Source organism: Salinibacterium sp. 10G20-15 (genome assembly GCF_057365065.1).
The window spans coordinates 2,400,305-2,421,036 of record NZ_CP195118.1; the positions used below are offsets into that span (position 1 = coordinate 2,400,305).

Sequence of the window (20,732 nt, forward strand, 5' to 3'; positions counted from 1 at the left end):
AGTGCTCTCCGATTTAGTTGACGGCGCTCGTGAGGACGCCGCCGTCCGTCGTGAGACCGTCAGTCTCGCCGCTGTAGAGCGCGCTGCGGCTGATGCTGCTCCGGCGCTCGATGCTCTTGACGCTTTGTCTCCGCGCGAGCGTGTGCACATTATTGCTGAGATCAAGCGGTCTAGCCCGTCTCGTGGCGCTTTGGCAGAGATCAGTGATCCTGCGTCGCTCGCCACCTCGTATCAAACCGGGGGAGCGAGTGCGATTAGCGTGCTGACCGAACAGCGCCGCTTCGGCGGGTCGCTTGACGACCTCGTGGCGGTGAAGTCTGTAGTGCGGCTTCCTGTGTTACGCAAAGACTTTATTGCCGAGCCGTATCAGGTGTTTGAGGCTCGAGCCGCCGGTGCTGACCTCGTTCTCTTGATCGTCGCGGCGCTGGATCAGCCCACGTTGACTACGCTCTACAACCTCATCGTGCAGCTCGGCATGACTCCGCTGGTAGAAACACACTCAGCAGAGGAAGTTTCTCGCGCCCTCGACGTGGGAGCGAGCCTCGTGGGAGTCAACGCTCGCAACTTGAGCACGTTTGAACTTGACCAAAATCTGTTCAGCGAACTCGCTGACCAGATTCCTAGCGGAGTCATCCGCATCGCAGAGTCGGCAGTGAAAACCGCCGCAGACGTTGCGCACTACCGCAACGCGGGAGCGGACGTCGTTCTCGTGGGCGAAGCTCTCGTCACGGGCGACCCGATCGCCACTTTGCAAGACTTTTTGGACTGCTAATGCTGAAAGATGAACTGGGCCCCTACTTCGGTGAGTTCGGCGGGCGATTCGTTCCAGAATCGCTCATTGCCGCGCTCGATGAATTGGATGCTGCTTATAACGACGCTAAGAACGATCCGGAGTTCGCTGCCGAGCTTGCCGAGCTGCACGCGAGTTACACCGGGCGTCCTTCGATCATCACTGAGGTGCCGCGTTTTGCAAAACATGCCGGGGGCGCTCGGGTCATCCTCAAACGTGAAGACCTCAACCACACGGGTTCTCACAAGATCAACAATGTTCTGGGTCAGGCGTTGCTCGCCCGCCGTTTGGGCAAGACACGTCTGATTGCAGAGACTGGCGCGGGCCAACACGGTGTCGCCACAGCCACTGCTGCAGCCTATTTCGGTATGTCCTGCGTGGTCTACATGGGCGAAGTCGACACCGAACGACAAGCCCTTAATGTTGCTCGTATGCGCCTCTTGGGGGCTGAGGTCATCCCCGTTACGGCAGGCTCGCGCACGCTGAAGGACGCAATCAACGAGGGACTGCGCGACTGGGTCGCCAACGTCGAAGACAGTCATTACCTCATGGGCACCGTCGCGGGTCCGCATCCTTTCCCCGTCATGGTTCGAGACTTCCACCGTGTCATCGGCGATGAGGCGCGCAAACAAGTTCTTGAACTCACCGGCGCTCTTCCTGCAGCCGTCGCCGCGTGCGTGGGTGGTGGTAGTAATGCGATGGGAATCTTCCACGCTTTCCTCGATGACCCGGGTGTGGCCCTCTATGGCTATGAAGCAGCCGGCGAGGGGCATTTGACCGAGCGTCACGCTGCCACGCTCACCAAGGGACGCCCCGGTGTCCTGCACGGTGCTCGCAGCTACATGCTGCAGGATGACGAAGGCCAGACCATGGAATCGCATTCGATTTCGGCGGGTCTCGACTACCCCGGAGTGGGGCCCGAGCATTCTTGGCTCAAGGACATCGGCCGCGCCAACTACGAACCGATCACCGATGCCGAAGCGATGGAGGCTCTGCGACTGTTGAGCCGCACCGAGGGAATCATCCCCGCTATTGAGTCTGCGCACGCCTTGGCCGGAGCGCTCAAGCTCGGCGAGCAGTTGGGCCCAGAATCGGTCATCCTCGTGAACCTCAGCGGTCGCGGAGACAAAGACATGGAAACAGCGGCCGAGTATTTTGAACTGATTGATTCAGCCGAAGCCAACAAGGCAGGGGAGTAGCCGTGAGCACAGTAGAAGCGGCGATTGCTCGCGCCAACGCGGAACGTGGCGGAGCCCTCATCGGTTACTTGCCCGTCGGTTTTCCGACCGTTGCCGAGAGCATCGAGGCAGCCGTCGCAATGGCGGAGAACGGCGTCGATGTGATCGAACTCGGTCTGCCTTACTCCGACCCGGTCATGGACGGTCCCGCAATCCAGAAGGCAACGCAGACCGCGCTGTCGAATGGTTTCCGCCTTCACGACGGCTTCGATGCGGTTCGCGAGATTACCTCTCGCGTGTCGGCACCGGTTGTTCTGATGAGCTACTGGAACCCGATCATGCAGTACGGCGTCGATCGTTTCGCCGATGAGCTCAAGGCTGCCGGCGGGTCTGGAATCATTACTCCTGACCTCGTGAGCGACGAAGCGGTTGACTGGATCGCTGCATCCGAGCGAACAGGTCTCGACCGGGTGTTCCTCGCGGCTCCGTCGTCGAGCGACGCGCGCCTCGTTCGTGCGGTTGAAGCGAGCACCGGGTTTGTTTACGCCGTCTCCACGATGGGCATTACGGGCGCACGTTCCGACGTCGACGCTGCAGCCAAGACTCTCGTGGCACGTCTGCGTGAAGCTGGCTCCACCAGCGCCTGCGTAGGCCTGGGAATCTCAACCGCCGAACAGGTCCGTGAAGTCCTCACCTACGCCGACGGTGCGATTGTCGGTTCAGTGTTCGTCAGCGCTTTGTCAACCGGTGGGGTGGATGCTGTTGCGAAGACTGCAGCGTCACTCGCGACCGGTACTCTTGCTTAGTCGCAGTCCAGAAAGGTGACCTCCTTGTCATTAGTGCCCCTCAGTATCCCGAGCCCGCCTGACTCGTGGTCGACGCTTGTTACGATCCCGTTCGATCAGTGGTTCAGTGCTGTAGGCCTTAACTTCGGTCAAGCGGTTCAGATTCACACCTATGCGATCTGCATCCTTCTGGGAATCATCGCAGCAACGATGCTTACCGAACGTCGCCTCACACGGCATGGCGCTGAACCGGGGATTGTCATTGACATCATCATCTGGGCGGTGCCGTTGGGGCTCGTCGGTGCCCGTTTGTACCACGTCGCGACTCACCCGGGGGACTACTTCTACGAAGGCGCAGACCCGTGGGAAATTATCCGCATCTGGAACGGTGGCAACGCCATCTTTGGCTCGCTCATCGGTGGCGCTGTAGGTGCTTACATCGGCGCCCGTATCACTGGAATCCGTTTTTGGAGCTTTGCGGATGCTCTGGCTCCCGCCATGCTCTTGGCTCAGGCTATTGGTCGTCTCGGCAACTACTTCAACCAGGAGCTTTTCGGACAGCCGACGGCATTGCCGTGGGGCCTGCAGATCGATGCCGGCAATTCAGCTATACCGGTGGGGCTTCCCGCCGACACACTGTTCCACCCGACGTTCCTCTACGAAATGATCTGGAATGTCGTGGGCATTGTTTTCTTGCTCACCATGGAGCGCCAGTATGGCTTCGTCAAAAAGCATGTTCTCGGTATTACGGTTCCCGTCTTCGCGCCCACCGGTCCTGTCCGTCTTCAGTGGGGCAAGGTTTGGGCGCTGTACATGATCTGGTACGGCATTGGCCGCGTGTGGTTTGAGTCGATTCGGATTGACCCGAGCGAAGTAATTCTCGGGCTGCGCGTAAATGTCTGGGGAGCCCTGTTAACTGTTGCTCTCGGCGTCGCGCTCTTCGTCATCCAGTCCCGTCGTCACGTGGGCGCGGAAAAGACGGCTTACGTTGATGGTCACACGTGGTCTGGCGATGGTGTTGTAAACTCCGAAGATCGTTATTCCGAACATGACATTGTCGTCAACGCTGTCGAGGAGTCCGCTCCTGGCATAGCTTCGAAATAGTCCGCCACAAGCGGTCGCACCCTCTCAGACCTGAATCAGGCGCTGAAAATTGTCTCTGGGCCATAGAAGTCCCTCTCCGCACCAGTAATACGTGAGGACGGTACGGCATGGCTGTTACCCCACCCTTTGAACGATTTGGATCGATCCCTCTAGCACAGGGGATGTATGACCCAACTAATGAGAAAGACGCCTGCGGGCTCGCCATGGTGGCGACCCTGCGCGGCACCCCCGGGCACGACATTATCGCGACCGCTCTCGAGGCGCTGCGTAACCTCGAGCACCGTGGCGCCGTCGGCTCTGATGCCGGAACCGGCGATGGTGCTGGCATCATGCTCCAAATTCCGGACGCGTTCTTCCGCGACGTCGTAGAGTTTGACCTGCCTACCGAGGGCCGCTATGCCGCCGGCATCGCGTTCTTGCCCCTCGACAGCGCAGCGCGCGCCGAGGTGAAAGAGGGCATCGAGAAGCTCGCTGAAGAAGAGGACCTCACGGTTCTCGGCTGGCGCGACGTTCCGATCCAGCCGGGAGAACTTGGCTCGCTGGCTCGCGGCGCTATGCCCGCGTTCGAACAACTCTTCCTGCAGTCGAAGCGAGTCGATCTCAAGGGAACGCTTCGCGGCATTCACCTTGACCGTCAGACGTATCGCCTGCGTAAGCGCGCCGAGCGCGAGCTTCACGTGTACTTCCCGTCGTTGTCGTGTCGAACGATCACCTATAAGGGAATGGTTACGACGCTTCAGCTCGAGCCGTTCTACCCTGACCTGTCAGACGAGCGCTTCGCGTCCAAGCTTGCGCTCGTGCACTCGCGTTATTCCACAAACACATTCCCGTCTTGGCCGCTTGCTCAGCCGTTCCGCATGGTCGCTCACAACGGCGAGATCAACACCGTGCAGGGAAACCGCAACTGGATGCGCGCCCGTCAGTCTCAGCTCGAGTCGGCGGTCTTTGGTGACATCAAGGACATTCTTCCGGTCAATACTCCGGGCGCCAGCGACTCGGCTTCGTTCGATGAGGTTGTCGAACTACTCAACTTGGCTGGTCGTTCATTGCCACACGCCATGATGATGATGGTTCCCGAAGCGTACGAGAACCAGACCGATACCGATCCGCGTCGTCGTGCCTTCTACGAGTACCACTCGATGCTCATGGAGCCGTGGGATGGTCCTGCCGCCCTTGTCTTCACCGATGGCTCTCTCGTGGGTGCCACTCTCGACCGCAACGGACTTCGCCCCGGACGTTACTTGGTCACCGATGACGGTCTCGTCGTTCTCGCGAGCGAGATTGGTGTCTTCGACGTCGAACCGACGAAGGTTGTTCGTAAGGGACGTCTCCGCCCCGGCAAGATGTTCCTCGTAGATACGGCCGCTGGTCGTTTGATCGAAGATGACGAAATCAAGGCCGAGCTCGCTGCATCGCAGCCCTGGGCTGAGTGGCTCGAGAGCGGTCGAATCGCCCTCGAAGAGCTTCCTGAGCGCGAGCACATTGTGCATACACCTGCGTCGGTCACTCGTCGTCAGCGCACCTTCGGTTACACCGAGGAAGAAGTGCGCATCCTCATCGAGCCCATGTCGCGGCTCGGTGCCGAACCGTTGGGTGCCATGGGGTCAGATACTCCGATTGCCGTGCTCTCTCAGCGCCCGCGTCTGCTCTTCGACTACTTCACTCAGCAGTTCGCACAGGTCACTAATCCGCCTCTCGATTCAATTCGCGAAGCCGTCGTGACGTCGATGGCGCTCGGGGTCGGCCCCCAGCGCAACCTGTTGGATGCGACCCCTGAGCACGCCAAGCAAGTTGCGCTGCCGTTCCCCGTGATCGACAACGACGAGCTCGCCAAGATTCAGCACATCGAACCGCACCCCGGAAGTCGTCTTTCGACCACGATCAAGGGGCTATACCGCGTTGATACCGGCCCCTCCGCAATGGAATCCCGGCTCGCCGAGATGTGCGCTGAAGCTGATGCTGCTATTGCCGCCGGCGCTGAGTTTATCGTTCTCTCTGATCGAGACTCGAACAAGGATCTCGCCCCGATTCCGTCGCTGCTGATGCTCGCCACCGTGCATCATCACCTGATTCGCCAGCAGGAGCGGATGAAGGTTGGGATTATTGTCGAGGCCGGTGACGTGCGTGAGGTTCATCACGTCGCGTTACTCGTTGGATACGGCGCCTCTGCCATCAACCCCTACCTTGCGATGGAATCCGCAGAAGAACTCGTCCGTAACGGAACGATCACCGGAATTACCCCTGAAAAGGCTGTTCGCAACCTGATTACTGCCCTGGGCAAGGGCGTGCTGAAGATTATGTCCAAGATGGGCATCTCTGTAGTGAGTTCTTATGCGGGGGCGCAGGCCTTTGAGGCCGTGGGGCTTTCGCAGGCGTTCGTTGATCAATACTTCACCGGCACCAAGAGCATCCTGGGGGGTGTGGGCCTCGATGTGATTGCTCGCGAGAACGCTGAACGTCACATCAACGCTTACCCCGAGGATCGTGCGCCCACCGTTCATGAACGTCTCAACACCGGCGGTGAGTATCAGTGGCGTCGTGAGGGGCCGCCGCATCTGTTCAATCCTGAAACCGTTTTCAAGCTGCAGCATTCGACGCGAACGCGACGTTACGATATTTTCCGCGAGTACACGTCGAAGGTCGACGAACAAGCCGAGAACCTGATGACGCTCCGTGGGCTTTTCAAGCTCAAGACGGCCGAGCGCACCCCGATCCCGATCGACGAGGTCGAGCCAGTCTCGAACATCGTTAAGCGCTTCAGTACAGGCGCCATGAGCTACGGGTCCATCAGTAAGGAAGCGCATGAGACGCTCGCGATTGCGATGAATCAACTCGGTGCACGCTCGAACACGGGCGAGGGGGGAGAAGACGTGGATCGTCTTCTCGATCCCACTCGCCGCAGTGCTATTAAGCAGGTCGCTTCGGGTCGTTTTGGAGTCACAAGCATGTATCTCTCCCATGCCGATGACATCCAAATCAAGATGGCTCAGGGCGCAAAGCCCGGCGAAGGCGGACAACTGCCCGCCGGCAAGGTGTACCCCTGGATCGCGCGAACGCGTCACGGCACTCCCGGTGTTGGCCTGATCTCACCACCGCCTCACCACGACATCTACTCGATCGAAGACCTCAAGCAATTGATTTTCGATTTGAAGCGCTCGAATCCCTCGGCGCGCGTGCACGTCAAGCTTGTAAGCCAAAAGGGTATTGGCGCCGTCGCTGCCGGTGTCACGAAGGCGAAGGCTGATGTTGTGTTGGTGTCCGGCCACGACGGTGGTACTGGTGCGAGCCCGCTGAACTCGCTTAAGCACGCGGGTACGCCTTGGGAGATCGGTTTGGCCGAGACCCAGCAGACGCTCATGCTCAATGGCATGCGCGACCGCGTCGTGGTGCAGGTAGACGGTCAGATGAAGACCGGCCGCGATGTCATTATCGGCGCGCTTTTGGGTGCTGAAGAGTATGGCTTCGCAACGGCTCCTCTCGTGGTGTCGGGTTGTATCCTGATGCGCGTCTGTCACCTCGACACGTGCCCCGTTGGCGTGGCGACTCAGAATCCTGAGCTACGGGAGCGCTTCACCGGAAAGCCCGAATTCGTGGTGAACTTCTTCGAGTTCTTAGCTCAAGAAGTACGCGAGTACTTGGCAGAACTTGGCTTCCGCACTCTGGAAGAAGCGATTGGCCACAGCGAACTGCTCGATGTCGATCGTGCGGTTTCGCACTGGAAGACTGACGGCCTCGACCTGTCGCCGGTATTCGACGGCCCCGAACTCAGCTCGACGGAGCCGCGCACGCATGCCGTCGAGCAGGATCACGAACTCGCAGAGCACTTCGACCAGCAGCTCATCCAGTTGAGCAAGGCCGCTTTAGAGGACAACGAGTCGGTCGAGATTGATCTGGCTGTTCGCAACACTGATCGAGCGGTCGGAACGATGCTGGGTCACGAAGTTACTCGCCGCCATGGCGAGCACGGGTTGCCCGCGAACACGATTTCGATCACGCTGCACGGTTCTGCCGGTCAGTCGTTGGCAGCGTTCGTCCCCGCCGGTATCTCGATCAAGCTCTATGGTGATAGCAACGACTACGTCGGTAAGGGATTGTCGGGCGGCTCCGTTGTCGTGCGCCCTGACCTCACTAGTGTGTTCGCTGCGGAGAAGAACGTCATCGCCGGAAACGTCATCGGTTACGGTGCCACCAGCGGAAGCATCTTCATCCGTGGCAAAGTCGGCGAGCGGTTCATGGTACGAAACTCCGGCGCTACCGCAGTTGCCGAAGGCGTCGGCGACCACGCGCTCGAATACATGACGGGCGGGCTGGTGCTGATCCTTGGCGCCACTGGCCGCAACCTAGGTGCGGGAATGTCAGGCGGTACCGCCTACGTCCACCAGCTCCGCGAGGAACGTGTCAACGGTGACTCCCTGAGTTCAGGGGAGCTCATGTTGAGCGGCCTCGGTAGTGCCGATATTGAAATCGTCAAGGATCTCCTCGAACGTCATCTCGAAGAGACCGGGTCAGTAGTTGCCGAAAGCATGCTGGCCGATATGGATGCCACGGCAGCCCAATTCACGAAGGTTACGCCTCGTGATTACGCGGCCGTTATCCAAACTCGAGAGACTGCATTAGCCGAGGGACTCGACCCCGACGGGGACGTCACCTGGGCGCGAATTAGGGAGGTTACCGGTGGCTGATCCCAAGGGATTCCTCAAGGTTCAAGAGCGCGAGCTGCCGAAGCGGCGCCCCGTCAGTCTTCGACTGATGGACTACAAAGAGGTTTATGAGCAGCAAGAGTCGGGCCAGCTAGCTCGGCAGGCTGGTCGTTGCATGGACTGTGGCGTACCGTTCTGTCATCAGGGGTGCCCACTCGGCAACCTGATTCCGGAATGGAACGACCTCATGCGCCGCGGGGAGAGTGCCGAAGCGATCGAGCGTCTTCATGCCACCAACAATTTCCCAGAGTTCACGGGACGTTTGTGCCCGGCACCATGCGAGAGCTCGTGCGTGCTGGGAATCAACCAGCCGGCAGTGACGATCAAGCAAATCGAAGTTTCGATCATCGATCAGGCTTTCGCTGACGGTAACGTCACGCCCCACCCGCCCGGACGCTTGACGGGCAAGACCGTGGCCGTTGTCGGCTCGGGCCCCGCGGGGCTTGCTGCCGCTCAACAACTGACACGGGCGGGCCACACTGTCGCTGTTTTCGAGCGCGAAGACCGCATCGGCGGATTGCTGCGTTATGGAATTCCAGATTTCAAAATGGAGAAGCGCCACATCGAGTCGCGTCTCGCGCAAATGCAGGCTGAGGGAACGCGTTTCCGCGCCGGCGTCAACATCGGTGTCGACATCTCGTGGAACGATCTCCGCTCACGCTACGACGCTGTCGTGGTTGCCACAGGCGCCACCGTACCCCGTGATCTGCCCATTCCGGGCCGGGATGCGCTTGGCGTTCACTTCGCCATGGAGTATCTCGTGCAGTCGAACCGTGCGGTCGCTGGCGATTCGGTCAGTGAGCAAATCACCGCTGAAGGTAAGCACGTCGTCGTTCTCGGCGGCGGCGACACCGGAGCGGACTGCATCGGAACGGCACACCGCCAGGGTGCGCTGTCCGTCACGAACCTTGCGATCGGTGTACAGCCTCCCAGCGAACGCCCAGAGCACCAACCGTGGCCGTTGACCCCGACGCTTTTCGAGGTTTCAAGTGCTCACGAAGAGGGCGGCGAGCGCCAGTACTTGGCCTCAACGGTCGAGTTTCTCACAAACTCCGTTGGCGAGGTACGCGCGATCCGTGTAGCGGAAACCGAGTTCGTTGACGGTCGACGCCTCCCTAAGGCGGGAACCGAGCGCGAAATCCCGGCGGATCTCGTTCTACTGGCTCTCGGGTTCACCGGGCCCGAAACTGACACTCTCGACAAGCAGCTTCCGCTCGAGGCTGACAACCGCGGCAACCTCACCCGCGACGACAACTACGAAAGTGGAACCCCCGGCGTCTACGTCGTGGGAGATGCAGGTCGTGGCCAGTCGCTGATCGTGTGGGCGATTGCTGAAGGTCGGGCTGCGGCATCCGCCGTTGATCGCTACCTTGAGGGGGAGACACAATTGCCGTTCCCCGTTCACCCGCACGATCGAGGCATGACGCTCTAAGAGTTCCACCACCACTACCACCACCACTAACCCGTCAAAGGAAGATATGAGACGCGCTAAAATCGTCGCGACACTCGGCCCGGCTACGTCGAGCTACGAGAACATCAGGGCAATCATCGATGCAGGTGTCGATGTTGCCCGTATGAACCTCAGTCATGGAAGCTACGCCGTCCACGAAGAGGTGTACGCGAACGTTCGTCGCGCCGCTCAGGATGCCGGCAAGCCGGTCGCGGTGATGGTTGACCTTCAGGGGCCCAAGATTCGTCTCGGCAAGTTCGAAGACGGCCCGTACGACCTCGCGGTTGGCGACATCTTCAAGATCACTATCGAAGACATCGTGGGTAACCGTGAAATCTGCGGCACGACGTTCAAGGGACTGCCCCAAGACGTTGCCCCTGGCGATTTCCTCCTGATCGACGACGGCAAGGTTAAAGTCAAGGTTGTTTCTGCAACTGACACGGTCGTGACAACCGAGGTCGTTGTGGCGGGCGCGGTTTCGAACAACAAGGGCATCAACCTCCCCGGTGTTGCTGTTAACGTGCCTGCGCTCTCTGAGAAGGACGAAGACGATTTGCGCTGGGGGCTTAAGCTCGGTGCTGACGTCATCGCGCTTTCTTTCGTTCGCAACGCGGACGATATCGTTCGAGTGCACGAGATTATGGACGAAGTAGGCCGCCGCGTTCCCGTCATTGCCAAGATCGAAAAGCCGCAGGCTGTCGATCATCTCGAAGCCATCGTGGACGCGTTCGATGCCATCATGGTCGCTCGCGGTGATCTCGGCGTTGAACTTCCACTCGAAGCGGTACCGATCGTTCAGAAGCGCACTATCGAGCTTGCTCGCCGCATGGCTAAGCCTGTTATCGTCGCGACTCAGATGCTCGAGTCGATGATCTCCAGTCCCGTACCGACGCGTGCCGAGACCTCTGACGTTGCCAACGCTATCCTCGATGGTGCTGACGCCGTCATGCTTAGTGGTGAGACCAGCGTGGGGGAGTATCCGGTCATCACCGTGCAGACCATGGCGAAGATCGTAGAGTCCACCGAGGAACACGGTCTCGACCGCATCGCAGAACTCGGTACCAAGCCGAAGACGCAGGGTGGCGCCATCACGCTGGCCGCCGCAGAGGTCGCGTCGTTCGTCGAAGCGAAGTTCGTCTGCGTCTTCACGGAGTCAGGGGATTCGGCTCGTCGTATGTCGCGTCTACGCTTCCGTATCCCGATGAAGGCGTTCACTCCGAGCCCCGAGATCCAGCGTCGTATGTCGCTGATCTGGGGTATCGAATCCTTCATTGTCGACCGCGTCACCCACACCGACGAGATGTACCGTCAGGTTGATGAAATTCTTCTCGGACAGGAACTCGCAGAGGTCGGCGACAAGGTCGTCGTAATCTCGGGATCCCCTCCCGGAATCTCCGGTTCCACCAACGACCTGCGCGTGCACGTCATTGGCGATGCCGTCAACGCCAAAGCACCGGCGTGGGCCACAAAGTAGCGTCACGACGCTTCTGAGGCCCCTCTGCGGCACGAACTTTCGAGTTCGTGCCGCAGAGTTCGTTAACGAGAAAAAACCGGGAACAGAACTGCTCCCGGTTTTCCCTTGTTTGCTGTGCCGAATGTGGGACTCGAACCCACACGTCCTTTCGAACAAAGCATTTTGAGTGCTCCGCGTCTACCATTCCGCCAATTCGGCTGACTACAACGCTGAATAGAATACCGTAGGCTTGGCTCTGTGACTGACCAAAACACCAATCAAACTGCTCCTCGCCGCGTTGTCGTTGCCGAAGATGAGTCGCTCATCCGCATGGACATAGTCGAAATCCTGCGGGATGCCGGCTACGAGGTTGTTGGAGAAGCCGGTGACGGCGAGACCGCTGTCGCCCTGGCGACTGAGCTGCGCCCCGATCTGGTCATCATGGATGTCAAGATGCCCCAGCTCGACGGAATCTCCGCAGCCGAGCGCTTGAGCGCCAACCACATTGCTCCCGTAGTGCTGCTCACGGCGTTCAGCCAGAAGGAGCTTGTGGAGCGTGCGTCGGAGGCCGGCGCTCTGGCCTACGTTGTCAAGCCCTTCACCCCCAACGACTTGTTGCCCGCGATCGAGATCGCGCTCAGCCGCTATACCCAAATCATTACGCTCGAGGCCGAGGTCAGCGACCTCGTCGAGCGCTTCGAAACGCGCAAGCTCGTCGATCGCGCCAAGGGGCTTCTCAACGAGAAGATGGGGCTCAGCGAGCCAGACGCCTTCCGTTGGATTCAGAAGGCTTCTATGGATCGCCGTCTCACGATGCACGATGTTTCGCAGGCGATCATCGATCAGTTGAGCGCCAAGAAGTAGACGCTTCACCACAAACCCGGTCCGCCTCGTGATTGCGAGGCGAACCGGGTTTTCGTTTTTCTCTAGCGGGCGACACGCCCGTGGTTACGTCGTGGGGCGATCTTTCAGGATGTTCGTAATCCGAATCGTGGAGAGCCTACGCTCTTGCTCATCGCGAACAACGATTTCGTGAGTCGCTAGAGTGCGCCCCAGAGCAAGCGCGGTGCAGGTAGCGGTCACGACGCCAGAGCGCACTGAGCGACTGTGCGTCGCGTTGATTTCGATTCCCATGGCAATGCGCCCGGGGCCGGCGTGGATGGCGGACGAAATCGAGCCCAGGGACTCTCCGAGTACGACGTGGGCTCCGCCGTGAAGGATGCCGATTACTTGGGTATTGCCTTCCACCGGCATCGTCGCCACTGAACGTTCAGCACCGAGCTCGAGAAATTCGATGCCCATTTTGCGTGTAAGCGAGCCGCCCCCTGACTCGACAAGTCGTGCAATTAGTTCCGGATCGAGGTCATCGGGGTACTTCACAGAGGGTGTCCTTCTTGTTGGGCCGTTTCCGCTGTCGGCAGCCCCGGCTAGGCTGGCTGCGTGTCGGATTCCCAAAAGCCTACTCTTATGATCATTGACGGCCACTCGCTGGCCTTCCGAGCCTTTTACGCGCTCCCCGTCGACAGTTTTCAGAACCGCGAGGGGCAGCACACCAATGCCATCCACGGTTTCTTGTCGATGCTGATTTCTCTTCTTCAGAACGAGAAACCAACGCATCTAGCGGTCGCGTTCGATATCTCGCGATACTCCTTCCGTACCCGTGAGTACCCCGAGTACAAAGGAACCCGCAGCGAGACGCCCGTCGAGTTCGTCGGTCAGATACCGCTTCTTGAGGAAGCGCTTAAAGCCATGGGAATTCAGACGCTCAGCAAAGAAGACTTCGAAGCCGACGATATTCTGGCAACCCTCGCGAACGAGGGTTCTGAGAACGGCTATCGGGTGCTCGTAGTGTCAGGCGACCGTGATGCGATCCAGATGGTCAACGACAACGTCACCCTGCTCTACCCGAACGCTCGCGGCGTTTCTGAGCTCAAGCGTTACGACCGCGATGCAGTGTTCGAGCGTTACGGCGTCGAACCCCATCAGTATCCGGATGTCGCAGCACTCGTCGGGGAGACCAGCGACAACCTCATCGGCGTCGACAAGGTGGGGGAGAAGACCGCGGTCAAATGGGTCAATCTGTATGGTTCCCTCGACGAGGTGCTGGCTCACGCTGACGAGATCAAGGGCGTCGTCGGCCAAAATCTTCGCGATCAGATCGATCGACCTGCGCGTAATCGCAAGCTCAACCACTTGCTGACCGATGTCGACTTGCCGGTGAGCGTGGGAGACCTCGACCGTCGACCTATCGACGAGACGGCCGTCCGCGAGGTATTCGATCGTCTGCAGTTCAAGACCCTGCTGCAGCGAGTAATGAAGATCGCTGCCGCCGAACGCGGCGACGACGCGACTGCCGCGGCATCATCCGACGCCGTTGATGACGCGGCGGCGATTCCCGCCATCCGCACCATGGTCGACGAAGAGCTCGCTAAGTGGATTTCTACCAACAGCAAAGACAACACGGCGCCGCTCGGGCTCACGGTCACGAGCGTGGACGGCGTTGTGACCGGGCTAGGGCTCGCGACAGCCACCGAGACAGCGTTCGTTCCTTGGGCTGCTGATCGCCCCGACTACGAGGCGCTCACGACGTGGCTTGCGAGTGATTCGCCCAAGTTCATGCACTCCGCCAAGACGCAGCTCAAGATAGCCGCAGACTCGGGTCTGAACATTGCCGGTGTCACTTTCGACACGATGTTGGCAGCCTGGGTGCTCAAGCCGAGTGGTAAGCCCGAAGAGCTTGAGGCACAGGTTTACAACTACCTCGGGGAGACGATCGAGCAGGGCGATCCCAACCAGTTGGTCCCCGAAACCGAAGAGCTGAGTCCTGCAACGAAGTCTTGGTACGTCGTGCGGCTAGCTGAATACCTTGCGTCGCGCCTCGACGAGGGATCCCTTGCGGTTCTCACCGACATCGAAATGCCGCTTGTGCCCGTCTTCGCGCAGATGGAACGCACCGGAATCGCCGTCAACCGCCAGCTGCTCACTGATCTCAGCTCGTCGCTCAGTACGACTGCGGCTGACGTCGCCCGGAATGCGTTTGAAGTGATTGGGCGCGAGATCAACCTCGGTAGCCCCAAGCAGCTTCAAGACGTGCTGTTTACCCAGCTTGAAATGCCGAAAACTCGTGCCAATAAAACTGGGTTCTCGACGGATGCTGCCAGTCTCGCCGATCTCCAAGAACAAGCACCTCACCCGTTCCTTGACCTGTTGCTTCAGCATCGCGATGCGACCAAGCTGGTTCAGATCATCACCGGAATTGAGAAAGCGATCGATGACTCTGGTCGTGTGCACACGACCTACGAGCAGGCCGGATCCAGCACGGGCCGCATAGCCTCGAACGATCCCAACCTGCAGAACGTGCCGGTCAAGACGGCCACAGGGCGAAAGATTCGCGCGTCGTTCGAAGCGGGCGCGGGATTCTCCACTCTCCTCACTGCGGACTACTCGCAGATCGAAATGCGCATCATGGCCCACCTCTCCGGCGATGAGGGTCTTATCCAAGCCTTCAACGAGGGCGAGGACCTCCACCGTTTCGTCGGCTCTCGCATCTTCGGCGTCGAGCCGGCAGACGTCACCGCCGAAATGCGCACCAAGGTCAAGGCGATGTCGTACGGGCTCGCCTACGGGTTGAGTGCGTTCGGTTTGAGCAAGCAGTTGCGTATCGAGACCAGTGAAGCCAAGACGCTGATGACTGACTACTTTGCTCGCTTCGGCGCAGTGCGGGACTACCTGCGCAACGTAGTTGAGCAGGCTCGAGTCGACGGGTACACCACGACAATCTTCGGCCGCCGCCGTCCCTTCGGAGACCTCAACTCCAAGAATCGCGTTCTGCGGGATAACGCAGAACGTCAGGCCCTCAACTCGCCTATTCAAGGCTCGGCAGCTGACATCCTCAAGCGGGCAATGTTGCAGATCGATGCGGACATTCGCAGCGAAGGGCTTCAGTCGCGCATGCTGCTTCAGGTGCACGACGAACTGGTCTTTGAAATCGCTGGGGGAGAACTCGAACGAATGACTACACTCGTTCATGAGCGAATGTCAGGGGCTGCGTCGTTGACGGTTCCGCTCGATGTACAAATCGGTACGGGCCACAACTGGGACGCTGCCGCGCACTAGTCGCGCCGGTTGCCGATGCCGTACGCCGTACCCGGAATGCACGAGCAACACGCGCGCACCCCACGAAGGAGCAGATGTGAGTAGCAGAACAGTCACTGTTGGTTCGAAAGTGGGGCTGCACGCCCGCCCCGCTTCGGTATTCGCGCAAGCGGTCGCTGAGTGTGGCGTTGTAGTGATGCTGACGGATGCCGCGGGCACGACCGTGAACGCGGGCAGCATCCTCAGTGTGCTCTCGCTGGGTATCGGCTATGGAGACACGATCACTCTCAGTTCCGACGACGAGAGTGCCGACCCCGCTTTGGATTCTCTCGCTCAGCTACTCGCAAGCGAACTCGACAACTAACAGACCCACCCCGGCCATTCGAAGGAGCACGACAACGATGTCAGAGACGAACACCTCATCCGCAGCAGCCCACGATGCACCCCGCGCGGCCACACCGATCGACGCGATCGCTGAGGAGTGGGTAGAAAAGCTGGTGGACCTGAATCCCGCTATTGGAACCTATATCGGTTCGCCGGGGGAGCACTCGGGCTATGCCGACTACTCACCTGAAGGTCACGCGAATGTGGTCGCGGCTACCCGCGATGTGCTGGCGCGACTGGAAGCCGCACCGATCGTTGATGACGTCGACGTCGTCACCAAGACAGAGATGATCTCGACGCTCACACTCGATCTCGATTCCGATGCCGCTCAACTGTGGAAGCGCGATCTCAACAACCTCGCTAGCCCGGCTCAAGATATTCGTGGCGTTCTTGACCTGATGCCGATCGCGACTGAAGGGGATTGGTCTGTCATCGCCGAGCGTCTTCACAACATCCCCGAGGCAATCGACGGCTACATCGCAACGCTTCGTCACGGAATCGAAGGTTCAGTCGTTCCTGCCCAGCGTCAAGTCGCTGAAGTGATCGCCCAGGCGCGCCAGATCGCGGCTCCCGGCGGGTTCTTTGACTCGTTCATTGCCCAGGCCGCCGCGGTGAGTGGCAGCAGCACGCTCAACTCCGCGTTGTCGGAGGGCGCAGCGGCTGCAGCATCCAGCTATCAGAAGCTCGAACACTTCTTGGCAGAGGAACTGGCGCCGAATGCAACAGCGCAGGATGCATTCGGTCGCGATTTGTACGCGCTGCAGTCGCAGTCGTTCCTCGGCGCGAAAATCGATCTGGACGAGACCTATGAATGGGGAATCGAAGAGCTTGCGCGCATGACGGCCGAGCAACAGGAGATTGCTCACGAGATCAAGCCGGGCGCTTCGATTGCCGAAGCGATCGAGTTTCTCGACGCTGATCCCTCCCGCACCCTCCATGGCACTGATGCTCTGCAGCAGTGGATGCAGAAGCTCAGCGATGAAGCGATCGAGGCGCTGGCGGGCACCCACTTCGACATTGCCGAACCGATGCGCGCTCTCGAGTGCATGATAGCCCCCACGCACGATGGAATCATCTACTACACCGGCCCCAGTGATGACTTCTCGCGCCCTGGCCGCATGTGGTGGTCTGTTCCGGAATCGGTGACGGAGTTCACGACTTGGCGCGAAGCAACGACCGTGTATCACGAGGGCGTTCCCGGCCACCACCTCCAGATTGCTCAGGCTGTCTACAACCGCGATCAGCTGAACACGTATCGGCGTCAGCTGGCCGGTTCCTCCGGTCACGCCGAAGGCTGGGCGCTCTACGCCGAGCGACTCATGAGTGATCTGGGCTTCCTTGACGACCCTGCGAATCGTCTTGGGATGCTCGACGGCCAGCGGATGCGAGCGGCTCGGGTAGTTCTTGACATCGGCGTGCACCTCGGTAAACCTAAGCTCACGGGTTCTGGCGTGTGGGATTGGGACTATGCGCTCGACTTCATGACGAACAACGTGACTTTGGACCCGGCAAACGTGCGGTTCGAAGTGAACCGTTACTTCGGATGGCCAGGGCAAGCCCCGTCCTACAAGGTTGGTCAGCGCATTTGGGAACAGTTGCGAGACGAGTGCCAAGCCAACGAGGGGGCGGACTTCGATCTCAAAGAGTTCCACCGGCGAGCTCTGAACGTCGGCGGCGTCGGTCTCGACACTCTTCGTGCAGCGCTGTTGGCCCGATACTCGGCATCGTAATCCCGCGGTCGTCACTCGCGGTGCGCGAGTATCGGTCCGCTGTGGATGCGGATGAAGCGACATCCGCGAAATACCGGCGCTTAGCGGTTGGTTTTGTGGGCTTCGAAGGGCTAGGCTGGAGTGTCGCAATTGCGACTTCTTATTCGCCTGCCTTCGGCGATCCACAAGATTCATTTCGTCGTCGGCCCAATTATGCGCTTCTCGAAGCGTGACCCATACCGGAGCAACTACTACATGACAAACGCAACGACCGACAAGGCACCCAAGCAGGTCGCCATCAATGACATTGGATCTGCTGAAGATTTCCTCGCCGCGGTCGAAAAGACGCTGAAGTTCTTCAACGATGGTGACCTTATCGAAGGCACCGTCGTCAAGATCGACCGCGACGAGGTTCTCCTCGACGTCGGTTACAAGACTGAGGGTGTCATTCCCTCTCGTGAACTTTCCATCAAGCACGACGTTGACCCCACTGAGGTCGTCAACGTTGGTGACACCGTTGAGGCCCTCGTTCTCCAAAAGGAAGACAAAGAAGGCCGCCTCATCCTCTCCAAGAAGCGCGCACAGTACGAGCGTGCTTGGGGCGACGTCGAGAAGATCAAGGAATCGGATGGCGTTGTCACCGGTTCGGTCATCGAGGTCGTCAAGGGTGGACTCATCGTTGACATCGGACTTCGTGGGTTCCTCCCGGCATCGCTCATCGAGCTGCGCCGTGTTCGTGACCTCACGCCGTACCTCGGCCAGGAGATCGAAGCCAAGATCCTCGAGCTCGATAAGAACCGCAACAACGTTGTTCTGTCGCGCCGTGCACTCCTCGAAGAGACGCAGTCGGCTAGCCGCACTTCGTTCCTCAACAACCTCGCCAAGGGCCAGGTTCGTAAGGGTGTCGTTTCCTCGATCGTCAACTTCGGTGCATTCGTTGACCTCGGCGGCGTAGACGGCCTCGTCCACGTTTCGGAGCTCTCGTGGAAGCACATCGAGCACGCTTCAGAAGTCGTTGAAGTTGGCCAGGAAGTTACGGTTGAAATCCTCGAGGTTGACCTCGAGCGCGAGCGCGTGTCGCTGTCGCTCAAGGCAACGCAGGAAGACCCGTGGCAGGTATTCGCCCGCACCCACGCAATCGGACAGGTTGCTCCCGGTAAGGTCACCAAGCTCGTTCCGTTCGGTGCATTCGTTCGCGTCGCAGACGGCATCGAGGGCCTCGTGCACATCTCCGAGCTTTCGGGTAAGCACGTTGAACTCGCCGAGCAGGTCGTGTCGGTTGGCGACGAAGTATTCGTCAAGGTCATCGACATCGACCTCGAGCGTCGCCGCATCTCGTTGAGCCTCAAGCAGGCCAACGAGGGTGTTGACCCCGAGGGTACCGAGTTCGACCCGGCTCTCTATGGAATGCTCACGGAGTACGACGACCAGGGTAACTACAAGTACCCGGATGGCTTCGACCCCGAGACCAACGAGTGGAAAGACGGCTTCGAGTCGCAGCGCGAGAAGTGGGAGCAGGATTACGCTGCTGCCCAAGCTCGCTGGGAACAGCACAAGAAGCAGGTTGCTGCCGCAGCGATTCAGGAAGAATCGATCAGCAGCGCGCCCGCCGGAGCGTCCTCGTTCTCGAACGACGACGCTGCATCGACTGCAGGAGCGGGAACGCTCGCAGACGACGAGACTCTTGCCGCTCTGCGCGAGAAGCTCTCCAGCAACAACTAGTAGCACCTAGCTGAACGTTGTGGCCAGTCTCCCTCGGGAGGCTGGCCACAGTCAGTTAAGCGACGACGCGGTAGGCGCTACGAACTGCGAACCTTGGTTCGACGGGCTCGTCTCACTCGCACCACCAGCAATGCAATAAGCCCGACGAGCGCTATTGTTCCGATCACCGGGACGATTAGCGCGAGCAGACTGAGCGCTACGCTGCTGATGTCTTCTACGGTGCTCACCACCGGCGCTGCTACTCCGGCTGTTGCCGCATTGAGCACCGGGCGGGCGGCCATTTTCGTGGCATGCGTACCTAGCGCGAGAACTATTCCGATCGCTACGGGCACCCAGGCGTTCGATGAGAAAAACGACGCCGGGTCAGTGACGACCGCTGTTTCTGAAGCAGCGCCGGTGCCAAAAGCGATGCCGCCGGCGGCCGGTCGTACGATTGCTTGAATCCAGTCGTTGATTGAGTCGACCATTGGCACCTTGTCGGCGATGACCTCGACGACGAGAAGGACGCCGAGGATCGCAATCACCCAAGGATTCTCGAGCCAGACCCAGGCGCTGGGCAATTCGACGAAGTCCAGCGTTCGGCCCGCGACCCCGAGCACGAGCAGGGGTATGTACGCGTTAAGACCTGCCGCCACAGCGAGTCCGCTTCCGGTGAGAACTTCGAGCATCGTAGGCCCTTTCGACAAGCCGAGGTTAGCATTAGGGAATGCATTTGATCGCGCTTACCGGAGGCATTGCCGCAGGCAAATCGACTGTCGCTGCGCGGTGGGCGGAACACGGAGCTGTGATTGTTGATGCGGATTCTCTCGCGCGTGAAGTTGTGACATCGGGGTCACCGACGCTAGGGGCTATTGCCGAGCGTTTCGGTGAGAAAGTGTTGCAGAGCGACGGAACGCTCGATCGTCAGGCGCTTGGCGCCCGCGTCTTTGGCGATGTGAAAGCGCGCGAGGCCCTGAACGCGATCACGCATCCCGCGATCAGTGCTCTCGCGCATCAGCGTTTTGAGCAGGCCGCAGAGCAGAACCCTGACGTTTTCGTCGTCTACGATGTGCCACTGCTCGTGGAGTCCGGTCAGCCGCTAGCAAAGTTCAAGGCGGTTGTGACTGTCGAGGCCGACCCAGAGCTTCGCGTGCAACGCCTCATTGATCATCGCGGCATCGATCGCACCGAGGCGGAGCGTCGCGTAGCGTCGCAAGCGACTGGCGCTCAGCGCCGTGCCATCGCCGACTTCGTTGTTGATTCCGGAGACAACCTCGAGAGCACTGTTGCCCAAGCGGATGACGTATGGCACCAACTCCGCAGCACGCTGGTGCCTTCCGTCTAAGAGCCCCAAGAGGCCGCGCTTTCAGGCTTGTTGTCAGT

The 20,732-nt window shown here is 59.7% G+C and carries 15 protein-coding genes and 1 tRNA gene; 13 read left to right on the forward strand and 3 right to left on the reverse strand.

Translation table 11 applies throughout. The features are described from left to right. Position 1: 1 nt before the first annotated feature. The 7 genes from trpC to pyk all read left to right on the forward strand — a co-directional run bounded on the left by trpC (position 2) and on the right by pyk (position 11,481). A complete protein-coding gene (gene trpC, locus ACR3YK_RS11640) occupies positions 2 to 772 on the forward strand; it encodes an indole-3-glycerol phosphate synthase TrpC (RefSeq protein ID WP_486175019.1) in 771 nt (256 codons plus the stop codon). Next, positions 772 to 1,989, forward strand: coding sequence for a tryptophan synthase subunit beta (gene trpB, locus ACR3YK_RS11645; RefSeq protein WP_486175020.1), 1,218 nt, complete (start codon positions 772 to 774; stop codon positions 1,987 to 1,989). Before trpC ends, trpB begins: the two co-directional genes overlap by 1 nt. 2 nt (positions 1,990 to 1,991) lie before the next feature. Then, complete coding sequence (trpA, locus tag ACR3YK_RS11650; protein WP_486175021.1) at positions 1,992 to 2,774, forward strand: tryptophan synthase subunit alpha; 783 nt, start codon at positions 1,992 to 1,994, stop codon at positions 2,772 to 2,774. A 24-nt stretch (positions 2,775 to 2,798) separates the two neighbouring features. After that, positions 2,799 to 3,857: a prolipoprotein diacylglyceryl transferase gene (lgt, locus tag ACR3YK_RS11655; protein ID WP_486175022.1), complete on the forward strand. Its 1,059-nt coding sequence runs from the start codon at positions 2,799 to 2,801 to the stop codon at positions 3,855 to 3,857. 107 nt (positions 3,858 to 3,964) lie between these two features. Continuing rightward, positions 3,965 to 8,539, forward strand: a complete 4,575-nt coding sequence (gltB, locus tag ACR3YK_RS11660; RefSeq protein ID WP_486175023.1) for a glutamate synthase large subunit — start codon at positions 3,965 to 3,967, stop codon at positions 8,537 to 8,539. Continuing rightward, the gene (locus tag ACR3YK_RS11665) at positions 8,532 to 9,989 is read left to right on the forward strand and encodes a glutamate synthase subunit beta (protein ID WP_486175024.1); all 1,458 of its coding nucleotides are present in this window, start codon (positions 8,532 to 8,534) and stop codon (positions 9,987 to 9,989) included. The genes gltB and ACR3YK_RS11665 overlap by 8 nt, the downstream gene beginning before the upstream one ends. Before the next feature lie 46 nt (positions 9,990 to 10,035). Then, positions 10,036 to 11,481 (forward strand): pyruvate kinase, encoded by a 1,446-nt coding sequence (gene pyk, locus ACR3YK_RS11670; RefSeq protein ID WP_486175025.1) that lies wholly within the window; start codon positions 10,036 to 10,038, stop codon positions 11,479 to 11,481. Between the two features lie 115 nt (positions 11,482 to 11,596). Here pyk and ACR3YK_RS11675 read toward each other — a convergent pair. Then, positions 11,597 to 11,679, reverse strand: a tRNA-Leu gene (locus ACR3YK_RS11675). Positions 11,680 to 11,718: 39 nt separating this feature from the next. Between ACR3YK_RS11675 and ACR3YK_RS11680 the strand changes: the two genes are divergently transcribed. After that, positions 11,719 to 12,324 (forward strand): ANTAR domain-containing response regulator, encoded by a 606-nt coding sequence (locus tag ACR3YK_RS11680; RefSeq protein WP_100388959.1) that lies wholly within the window; start codon positions 11,719 to 11,721, stop codon positions 12,322 to 12,324. Positions 12,325 to 12,408: 84 nt separating this feature from the next. Here ACR3YK_RS11680 and ACR3YK_RS11685 read toward each other — a convergent pair whose 3' ends face one another. Further along, a complete protein-coding gene (locus tag ACR3YK_RS11685; RefSeq protein ID WP_341619918.1) occupies positions 12,409 to 12,840 on the reverse strand; it encodes a PaaI family thioesterase in 432 nt (143 codons plus the stop codon). A gap of 87 nt (positions 12,841 to 12,927) precedes the next feature. On the opposite strand from ACR3YK_RS11685, the gene polA reads away from it, so the two are divergent. The 4 genes from polA to rpsA all read left to right on the forward strand — a co-directional run bounded on the left by polA (position 12,928) and on the right by rpsA (position 19,370). Next, positions 12,928 to 15,576 (forward strand): DNA polymerase I, encoded by a 2,649-nt coding sequence (gene polA / locus ACR3YK_RS11690; protein WP_486176413.1) that lies wholly within the window; start codon positions 12,928 to 12,930, stop codon positions 15,574 to 15,576. 76 nt (positions 15,577 to 15,652) lie between these two features. Beyond that, the gene (locus ACR3YK_RS11695) at positions 15,653 to 15,919 is read left to right on the forward strand and encodes an HPr family phosphocarrier protein (RefSeq protein WP_486175026.1); all 267 of its coding nucleotides are present in this window, start codon (positions 15,653 to 15,655) and stop codon (positions 15,917 to 15,919) included. A 37-nt stretch (positions 15,920 to 15,956) separates the two neighbouring features. Continuing rightward, a complete protein-coding gene (locus ACR3YK_RS11700; RefSeq protein ID WP_486175027.1) occupies positions 15,957 to 17,669 on the forward strand; it encodes a DUF885 domain-containing protein in 1,713 nt (570 codons plus the stop codon). Between the two features lie 234 nt (positions 17,670 to 17,903). Further along, positions 17,904 to 19,370 carry a 30S ribosomal protein S1 gene (gene rpsA, locus ACR3YK_RS11705; RefSeq protein WP_486175028.1) on the forward strand — a complete coding sequence of 489 codons (1,467 nt, stop codon included), beginning with the start codon at positions 17,904 to 17,906 and terminating at the stop codon, positions 19,368 to 19,370. A gap of 77 nt (positions 19,371 to 19,447) precedes the next feature. Here rpsA and ACR3YK_RS11710 read toward each other — a convergent pair whose 3' ends face one another. Continuing rightward, on the reverse strand, positions 19,448 to 20,038 hold the full coding sequence (locus ACR3YK_RS11710) for a DUF4126 domain-containing protein (protein ID WP_486175029.1): 591 nt from the start codon (positions 20,036 to 20,038) through the stop codon (positions 19,448 to 19,450). A 38-nt stretch (positions 20,039 to 20,076) separates the two neighbouring features. Between ACR3YK_RS11710 and coaE the strand changes: the two genes are divergently transcribed. Then, a complete protein-coding gene (coaE, locus tag ACR3YK_RS11715) occupies positions 20,077 to 20,694 on the forward strand; it encodes a dephospho-CoA kinase (protein ID WP_486175030.1) in 618 nt (205 codons plus the stop codon). Positions 20,695 to 20,732 lie beyond the last annotated feature (38 nt).